The organism is Methanocorpusculum vombati, from assembly GCF_026891935.1.
Lineage (GTDB): Archaea > Halobacteriota > Methanomicrobia > Methanomicrobiales > Methanocorpusculaceae > Methanocorpusculum > Methanocorpusculum vombati.
This window is the reverse complement of the sequence record NZ_JAPTGC010000013.1, coordinates 21,544-28,501: the sequence shown is the minus strand read 5'-3', so window position 1 is coordinate 28,501 and position 6,958 is coordinate 21,544. Positions and strand designations below refer to the sequence as shown.

Sequence of the window (6,958 nt, the reverse complement as noted above, 5' to 3'; positions counted from 1 at the left end):
TCACTCCTACCCCGAGTTCTAACGTCACCGTCACTCCTACCCCAAGCTCTAACGTTACCGTCACTCCTACCCCAAGCTCTAACGTCACCGTCACTCCTACCCCAAGCTCTAACGTCACCGTCACTCCTACCCCGAGATCTAACGTCACCGTCACTCCTACCCCTAGCTCTAACGTCACTGTTACTCCTACCCCGAGCTCTAACGTCACCGTCACTCCTACCCCAAGCTCTAACGTTACCGTCACCCCGACCTCCTCCGTTCCTCCGACAGGTACAGTAACTCCTTCCGTCACACGTACTTCTGCCGGGATCTCGAGTTCCGGAGACGGCAACATGAACAACGCCTTCCGTGTCCTCTTCGACACGCAGGGTGGGACTTTCATACCGCCGCAGACCTATCTCTCATACGGAGATATGGTTACCCGTCCCCCCTCACCCGAAAAGAACGGGTACATCTTTGCGGGATGGTATCAGGATCCGGACTGTACCAAACGATGGAATTTTGCAGCCCCCATCCCCGGTGACCTGATATTATACGCAAAATGGGTGAATACCCCGACATCGACCGCCACAGAAACATCAACAACCACAGTCACTGAAAAACTGACTGTTACCAAAACTCAGACACCTGCTCTCACCACGATGCCGACAAGCATACAATCAACACGCCCCACACTCAAACAGGCACCCTTCCCGCTTGTCGGCATTCTGGCAGGCCTTGTTGCGGCAGGAATACTTGTACGGAGGAGAACCTGATCCCCTCCTTATTATTTGAGAAATTTTGAATATTTGAAAACAAAGCAGGAATACTTGTACGGAGGAGAACCTGATCCCCTCCCCTCCCTCATTTTCCGGACGGTAGTACAGCCAGAGGCACAGGGTATGCCTGAATCGCAAACAGGACGACTTGACACATCACTCCAGACTTCATACCACACACATTTGGATGAACTCCTAAGCCTCATTCATTGGGAATCATTCTGTGTCCTTATAATACACACTCCCAGACATACCCGCCGAAACTGGATACAAGTAAACCGAACCGGCCTCATCCCTGAGCGGGATCACATCACTTCTTCTTTTCTGGCTCATCAGAGTTTACAGAGTTTGCACTCCTGACTGCCGCAGGGAATGTTGTCGATCTTCCACTTCAGCGCCCAGTACTTGATTCCCCGCACTACCTCCATCAGTTCAATTCCGCTCTCCGTCAGCGTGTACTCGGAACGTATCGGGACAACACTCGCGTCAACCGTTTTTGATACAATCCCTTCCGCCTCCAGTTCCTGCAGCCGCTCGGAAAGGACCTTCGCCGTAATCTCCGGCAGCCGGTCCTTCAGTTCAGAAAACCTGCGGGTATAGTTCTCCCCTTTAAACAGCTCAAGAATAATCAGCAGCGTCCACTTTTTCGTCAGATACCGGACGGTCAGGTTCACGGTGCAGCACTCATCCATGAAAAAGGATGGGGCGTGGATTCGTATCTATCTTTGTATCTTTAGGATACCATGGATAAAAATAACAGCGTGTCCCCGTTCCGGCCCCGCAATATCATCCATGGTATGGTTTTGGAAACTTTTTCCTATATTACGAAGTATTGGCAATATACTTACTATCAAAAAGAAACCAAGGTGAAATCCATGTACTGTCAACAATGCCAGGAATCAAGAACGCCCGCCTGTACCCTTGGCGGAGCCTGCGGAAAGAAGAAAACCGTTGCCGGGGCGCAGGACCGTGTGCTCTACTCCCTCTCGGCCCTTGCCTTCCGCGCAAAAGCCGCAGACACCAGCCTTGAACCGTGTGTTCTGGAAGCACTGTTTGCAACGCTGACCAACGTCAACTTCGATGAAGTACGGTTTGGGGAATACCTCTCCTGCATCACCGCCCATTACAACGCCCTGCCTCCTGCAGCAGGTGAGCCTGCCTTCGACGCACCCGCGGGTCTTGATACTCTCAGTGATGTGAACACCCGTTCGCTGTTCTCCCTGCTGCTGTTCGGCGTGAAGGGTCTTGCCGCCTACTACTCCCATGCGCTGGTCCTGGGAAAAAGCGATGACACCGTTCTCCCGTTCATCCGCGATGCCCTCGCCTCACGGTTTGAGAACCTCACCATCGATCAGCGTACCGCGCTGGTTCTGGACTGCGGCAGACACGGTGTTACGGTGCTCGCCCTTCTTGATGCTGCGAACCAGACCTATGGTGTTCCGGAGATCACACGCGTCTCCACGAGTACGGGCGTTCGTCCCGGCATTCTCGTGACCGGCCATGATCTCAAAGACCTTGCCCTGCTGCTTGAGGCAACGAAGAACGAAGGAATTGACATCTACACACACGGAGAGATGCTGCCGGCCCATGCGTATCCGGCATTCAAGAAGTATCCGCACCTTCGCGGAAACTATGGCGGTTCGTGGGCGGAACAGGTGACGGACTTTGCAAAGTTCAACGGCCCGGTTCTCTTCACCACCAACTGTCTTGTACCGCCGGCACCTGCCTACGCAGACAAAGTCTTCACCACCGGTGCAGTCGGCTTCCCGAACTGTCCCCACATCGATGCAGGGCCGGACGGAAGCAAAGACTTCTCCACACTCATCGCCTTTGCCAGGACCTGCCGCCCTCCGGAGGAACTGGGCCGTCCCGATCTCCTGACCGGCTGCGCCCATGATGCGGTTCTTGCCCTCGCCCCCAAGGTCATCGACCTGATCAAGGGCGGAAAGATCCGGAGATTTGTTGTCATGGCGGGATGTGACGGCCGCGACAAGCGCCGCAGCTACTACACCGAGTTTGCAAAGGCTCTTCCCCGCGACACCATCATCCTCACCGCAGGCTGTGCCAAGTACCGCTACAATGCTCTTGCGCTCGGCGACATCGACGGTATCCCCCGCGTGCTGGACGCCGGTCAGTGCAACGACTCCTACAGTCTTGTGGTCGTGGCCCTCGCCCTTGCGGATGCCTTCGGCTGCGGTGTCAATGACCTCCCCATCTCCTATAACATCGCCTGGTATGAGCAGAAGGCCGTCCTTGTCCTGCTTGCCCTGCTGCACCTCGGCGTGAAGAATATCATGCTTGGTCCCTCACTGCCGGAGTTTGTCTCACCGGACGTCCTGAACGTTCTGGTGACAACATTCGGTCTTCAGCCGAGCTCAACGGTTGCAGAGGATCTGGTAAAACTGTCCTGCATCTGAGACACCCCTCTTTTTCCTTTTTCGGGTGTTCACTCCGGTATCTGCCGGACTGTCCAGCGAAGTACCGTTTTTTGTTTTTCCGGTGACGTCCGCCGTGCATCCGAGAGGTAAATCTCGCGGTGCAGAAGCGTTCTCCGTTCCAGATTCTGTTCGGAAAGGAACTGTGCCATCCGTGCAAAACTCGCCGGTTCGTCATCGTAGGGGCCGGTGTGCATCATCTGCACCGACAGCCCGTCCTCCATCTCACCGAACACTGCCTTATCCACGGCAACATCCGGCTTCTTTTTCCGTACCGCATCAGCCGCCCGTCCGGCAATTTCTTCGGTTACAAACCCGGGCTGGCGGATCATCAGCGTGTAGGAAAAGTTGTTCTTGTCTTCGATGCCGGTTGCCGGATCCACAAGACCCCAGACACCCTCCAGCGGATAGACGGTGTAGGGTTCAAACCCTTCGGGTGTATAACCCTGTTTTGGCATCATGCGTACCGCATAGGACAGTGCATAGAGAATGCCGATGTTTTCGGCGAATGCGGGACTGGTATTCGGGTTTCCGGTACCGGAGACCTGGAAAAACTTCTGCGCAGGGATTGTTATGAGTTCGGGTTCTGTCTTTGGAAGGTAGAGGGCTTTGTCCTCTTTGCGCCACTCGTGTTTACCTGTCATCAGTTCATTCTTTGCGGTACATCCATATGAAGGAGCGTCCGCGCGGTGTGAAAGTGCGAAAAAATAGAAGAGAACTGCGGAAGTATCCCGCATCCTCTTTTAGTCTGCTGTTCTTGTGGCGAGAACGGAGATCAGGTTCATGTACTTTCCTGCGCCAGCTTCCATGGCAGGCCGGTCATTGACGGCATATTCATTGCCGCAGTTCAGCCAGTCATTCCAGCACTCATCAAAGCCTTCCATCTCACGGATTGCCTCGATCCGAATCATCTTTGACCGGGCAAGCAGACTCCGCCACCAGTCGCAGCTGTGCAGGGTTTCCATATCTTCTGCCGTCCATGACAGCAGAATTTCGTCCGGGAGATGTGCATGAATCTCCTCTTTGAATCCCGGGAAAGCCAGTGCAATGGTGCCGCCCCGTTTCACAAACGGTGCGAGTTTTGCATCCATGAATCCTGCCTCCCTGCCGAAGTAGTAGTATGCATCGACACTGATGATGGTGTCGAAGTAGTTGTGCGCAAAGGGCAGATCATTGCCGTCCGCATGGATGGGGATGATCCGGTCCGCAAGTCCGAGGTCTTTGAAGCGCTCGTAGTTCTCGGTTGCACCGATCCAGAGATCGGTTGCATACACGGTTACGCCAAACTCCTTTGCCAGAAAGATGGAGGTGAGACCTTTGCCGCAGCCGAGGTCCAGCACCTTCATGCCGGGCTTCAGGTCCATGCCGCAGGTCAGCTCTTCCAGCATTTTCAGGGAGTTGGGCCCCATCAGATTTTCGTTTACCAGTTGTGCGTCGTATGTTGTGCTTTTGGGATAGTGCATTTTTGTATCGCCGTAATCATTAGAGAAGGGTTGCCTTCTTGATGGCAACCTTCTCCAGCGGCTTATCCCCAAAGTCCGTCTTCACCTTGCCAATGGCGTCAACAACTTCCATGCCCTCAACAACCGTGCCGAACGCCGGATGTGCCTTGTCAAGGTAGTTGTTGTTGACGAGGTTGATGAAGAACTGACTGCCGCCCGTGTTCGGGCCGGCGTTTGCCATGGAGATAGTGCCGCGGTTGTTTTTATTGTCGGGCATAAACTCATCCTTGATGGTGTAGCCAGGTCCGCCGCGACCGGTGCCGGTCGGGTCGCCGCCCTGGATCATAAATCCGTCAATTACCCGGTGGAAGATGACACCGTCATAGAATCCTTTGCCGACGAGGTCGGCAAAATTGCCTGCAGTTACGGGCATGTCGTCGCGCAGTTCAATGACGATGTCACCAAGCGTTGTCTCCAGTTTTACTCTTGTCATGAGTACAAGGTGTACCGGAACGGCAATAAATATGAGCATTTTTTCAGCCATGTTCGGATCTGCTGAAAGATCCGGCAGGATCTTTTTCCGAAAACAGCCGGCGGGTAAGCGGGGAATATGATTACTCCGGACAAAGCCGCATCCGTCATTTGTTCATATTCCATCATGGCAGCAGAATTAACTATCTCAGCAGCCGATACTATGCAGAAAATCCATGCGCCTTGCAACAGAAATTCAAATCGACTGGGACGATCTTGATGCCTTCGGGCATGTAAACAACCTCGCGATTCTCCGATATGTGCAGACCTCCCGCATCCGTGTCTGCGAGGAGGCAGGGCTGATGAAGGGAAGCACCCGCCCCGACCACGGCCCGATTCTTGCTGCAACCGGCTGCCGGTATCTGCGTCCGCTCTACTACCCGGGGGTCGTGCGGGTGGAGTCGGTGGTTACCGGGATCAAACACACGAGTTTTCTGATGCAGCATACGATCTTTGATGATGCGGGACATACTGCCGCAACAGCAGAGGATGTGCTGGTGTACTTCGACTACCTGCACGAGGAGAAGATGCCGGTTCCGGATGCACTTCGCGCCCGGTTATCTGCATGAACTTTTTTTGAAAATCTGTACCGATAGAAACTTATCTTTTGCCGGGAATCAGTATGTCACTGATGAAAAATCCCTTCCATGTGATGATCATTCCGACGCTCGGCTGTCCCGGACAGTGCAAATACTGCTGGAGTTCGGATGTGAACTCGCCGAAGATGACCGCAGAAACCGCTGAGGCGATCGTCCGGTGGCTGGAGCCGCTGCGGGATCAGCGGGTGACCTTCACCTTTCACGGCGGTGAGCCGCTGCTTGCGGGTCCTGAGTTCTACCGGACCGTCCTGCCGCTGATCACATCCCGCCTCGCACATCTGTCTCCGGAGTTTGCGATGCAGACGAATCTCTGGCTGATGACCGATGAACTTGCGGAGATTCTTGCCGCGTATCAGGTGCCGCTCGGCTCTTCCATTGACGGGCCGGAGACACTGACCAACTATCAGCGCGGCGACGAGTATTTTGCGCGAACCATGGCCGGATACCGCATTGCGACCGCCCACGGACTTCTCGTCCGGTTCATCTGTACCTTCACCAACTCCTCGGTTGCGCAGAAGGAGGAGATTGTCAGCTTCTTCCGCGAGCAGGGATGGGTCATGAAGCTGCATCCCGCACTGCCGTCCCTGAAAGGTGACAACCCGAACGCGTGGACCCTCTCCCCGGAAGAGTACGGGGAGCTCCTTGTCTATCTGCTGGATGAAGCCCTTCTGCACGCGGACGAGTTTGAGATCATGAACATCAATGATCTCTGCCGGTGCGTGTTTACGCGGAGCGGAAGTGTGTGTACGTATGCGGACTGTATGGGAACAACGTTCGCCGTGGGCCCTGACGGGGCAATCTATCCCTGTTACCGGTTTGTGGGAATGCCTGAGTGGGTGATGGGAACGGTATATGACGCGCCGTCCATTGATGAGCTGATGGCATCCCCTGCCGGACAGCGGATGCTTGCCTATAAGGATCATGTGGATACGGCCTGCCGTGCCTGTGCCCACATTGCCTACTGTCGCGGCGGCTGTCCGTACAACGCTCTTGCCGGAACGTCGGAGCAGGTGGAAGGTGTCGATCCGCACTGCACCGCATACAAGCGCATCTTTGATGAGATAACGTCCCGGATGGAGGCCGAGATGGCCGCAGGAACAGCCGCGGCCGCTCCTGCGGCACGCATGTCGCGGGTCCGGCGGAAGGCAAAACCGGGTGTGATGACCCTCGTCAAAAAGATTGTGGAGCAGTAA

The 6,958-nt window shown here is 54.9% G+C and carries 9 protein-coding genes; 4 read left to right on the top strand and 5 right to left on the bottom strand.

The window, feature by feature from the left end; translation table 11 throughout:
• A partial coding sequence (locus O0S09_RS08570) for a hypothetical protein (RefSeq protein WP_268923555.1) occupies positions 1–334 on the bottom strand: 334 nt, incomplete at its 3' end.
• On the opposite strand from O0S09_RS08570, the gene O0S09_RS08565 reads away from it, so the two are divergent.
• Positions 333–755, top strand: coding sequence for an InlB B-repeat-containing protein (locus O0S09_RS08565; protein ID WP_268923554.1), 423 nt, complete (start codon positions 333–335; stop codon positions 753–755). The two genes, O0S09_RS08570 and O0S09_RS08565, sit on opposite strands and share 2 nt — an antisense overlap.
• A 335-nt stretch (positions 756–1,090) precedes the next feature.
• Here the strand turns inward: O0S09_RS08565 and O0S09_RS08560 are convergent, their stop codons facing one another.
• Positions 1,091–1,450 carry a winged helix-turn-helix transcriptional regulator gene (locus O0S09_RS08560; RefSeq protein WP_268923553.1) on the bottom strand — a complete coding sequence of 120 codons (360 nt, stop codon included), beginning with the start codon at positions 1,448–1,450 and terminating at the stop codon, positions 1,091–1,093.
• A gap of 183 nt (positions 1,451–1,633) precedes the next feature.
• Between O0S09_RS08560 and hcp the strand changes: the two genes are divergently transcribed.
• Entirely contained in the window at positions 1,634–3,175 is a 1,542-nt protein-coding gene (hcp, locus tag O0S09_RS08555) for a hydroxylamine reductase (RefSeq protein ID WP_268923552.1), read from the top strand.
• 29 nt (positions 3,176–3,204) lie between these two features.
• On the opposite strand, the gene O0S09_RS08550 is transcribed toward hcp, so the two are convergent.
• The 3 genes from O0S09_RS08550 to O0S09_RS08540 all read right to left on the bottom strand — a co-directional run bounded on the left by O0S09_RS08550 (position 3,205) and on the right by O0S09_RS08540 (position 5,179).
• Complete coding sequence (locus O0S09_RS08550; RefSeq protein WP_268923551.1) at positions 3,205–3,837, bottom strand: GyrI-like domain-containing protein; 633 nt, start codon at positions 3,835–3,837, stop codon at positions 3,205–3,207.
• A 99-nt stretch (positions 3,838–3,936) separates the two neighbouring features.
• Positions 3,937–4,656, bottom strand: a complete 720-nt coding sequence (locus O0S09_RS08545; RefSeq protein WP_268923550.1) for an SAM-dependent methyltransferase — start codon at positions 4,654–4,656, stop codon at positions 3,937–3,939.
• 19 nt (positions 4,657–4,675) lie between these two features.
• The gene (locus O0S09_RS08540) at positions 4,676–5,179 is read right to left on the bottom strand and encodes a peptidylprolyl isomerase (protein ID WP_425438242.1); all 504 of its coding nucleotides are present in this window, start codon (positions 5,177–5,179) and stop codon (positions 4,676–4,678) included.
• Between the two features lie 163 nt (positions 5,180–5,342).
• On the opposite strand from O0S09_RS08540, the gene O0S09_RS08535 reads away from it, so the two are divergent.
• Both O0S09_RS08535 and O0S09_RS08530 read left to right on the top strand, forming a co-directional pair.
• Positions 5,343–5,735, top strand: a complete 393-nt coding sequence (locus O0S09_RS08535; protein WP_268923549.1) for an acyl-CoA thioesterase — start codon at positions 5,343–5,345, stop codon at positions 5,733–5,735.
• A gap of 62 nt (positions 5,736–5,797) precedes the next feature.
• Complete coding sequence (locus O0S09_RS08530) at positions 5,798–6,958, top strand: TIGR04083 family peptide-modifying radical SAM enzyme (RefSeq protein ID WP_268923556.1); 1,161 nt, start codon at positions 5,798–5,800, stop codon at positions 6,956–6,958.